Source organism: Effusibacillus lacus (assembly GCF_002335525.1).
Taxonomy (GTDB): Bacteria; Bacillota; Bacilli; order Tumebacillales; family Effusibacillaceae; genus Effusibacillus; species Effusibacillus lacus.
This window is the reverse complement of record NZ_BDUF01000038.1, coordinates 1-1,246: the sequence shown is the minus strand read 5'-3', so window position 1 is coordinate 1,246 and position 1,246 is coordinate 1. Positions and strand designations below refer to the sequence as shown.

The window sequence follows — 1,246 nt, the reverse complement described above, 5'->3', positions numbered from 1 at the left end:
ATTCCTCCCTCAATAAATTAATGTTTTCTACGTTTTTCTCGCTCTATCACAATATTTCATCTTTGACGTACGAAGCACCCATGGATAATATTTGACGAAAAGTGAAAATATGGGATCGACCTGTTGGCGGGAATAGAGGTGGTGCTACCTCGTTTTAAAAACCTATGGTCGCAAATGGATCTCCACATGTACCCTTGCAGTTAACCCTCCCATATCTCCCTGGGTCTATGCCCTTACATTCCTTCGTTCTACCTCTCAAGGGGTGGAGGCCGGGCAAGCTCCTAAACGGGGTCGTTGCCCTAATGGAATAAATTGGTCCCAGCCTATCCGTGCTTCGTTTGTCAAAGATCAATCTGTGTCATAAGCGCAGAAAGAGATGAGTTGCTAAACTTGTAATTAAATTAAGCTGCTGCTTGTAATTGAGCCTCTCGATGGGGGCCAAGCACCTTACGGGCGTCGTATTCCTTTTGCTTGGTTCCAAGCTCAAATAAGACGCGAATTAACTTGTTACAGATGGCGATCATCGATTGCTTTTTCTTCAGCGGGTTATCCCTGCGTGTGGTGAAATACCGATGCAGTGCATGGAATTCCGGATTCTTAGCGACCATGGTTAGTGCCGCCCGAAACAGCAACGCTCGGAGGCGACAGCGGCCACGCTTACTGATCGTCGTCTGTCCTTTCCGCTCGCCGGAACTGTTTTCCCGTAGGCTAAGTCCCGCATGGCGTACGATTTGCTGGCTGTGGTCATAACCGGATAAATTCCCGACTTCCGCTAGAAACCCAGCCACGGTGATGAGTCCAATGCAAGGGATACTCATCATGTGGGAGGCGCCGGGGATTTGTTTTACCAGTTCCTCCACAAGCTCCATCAGTTGTTCAATTTGCCTGCACAGCATGACGTACTGCTCCAGATACATGGCTAGCTCATGCCTGGCTGCTGTAACGCCTTCCGTAAGGCCGATGGACTTCTGGGCTTTCCCGTACAGCAACTGTGCTCTTTTGGGGCCCACGGCACGCTTCACGTCATTCTTCTTCCATGTGGCCACGATCGATGTTTCACCGGCTTTCACCACATCTTGTGGTAATGGAAAGTGCTGAAGAGTGATAAGAGAAGCTTTACCTTCCCAATCTTTAAAGACTTGCGTATATTCGGGAAAGAAGCGATCCAACCAATTGTGGATTCTTCCTTTCACGCGGTTCAAATCCCCGCATAGACGATCCCGCTGATTCATCAGCACGCGCAGGT

General features: G+C 49.1%; 1 protein-coding gene. It reads right to left on the bottom strand.

All coding sequences use genetic code 11. From position 1 onward, the window contains the following. Nucleotides 1-401: 401 nt before the first annotated feature. Nucleotides 402-1,246, bottom strand: an 845-nt coding sequence (locus tag EFBL_RS07980; RefSeq protein WP_149029944.1) for a transposase, incomplete at its 5' end; no start/stop codon positions are given.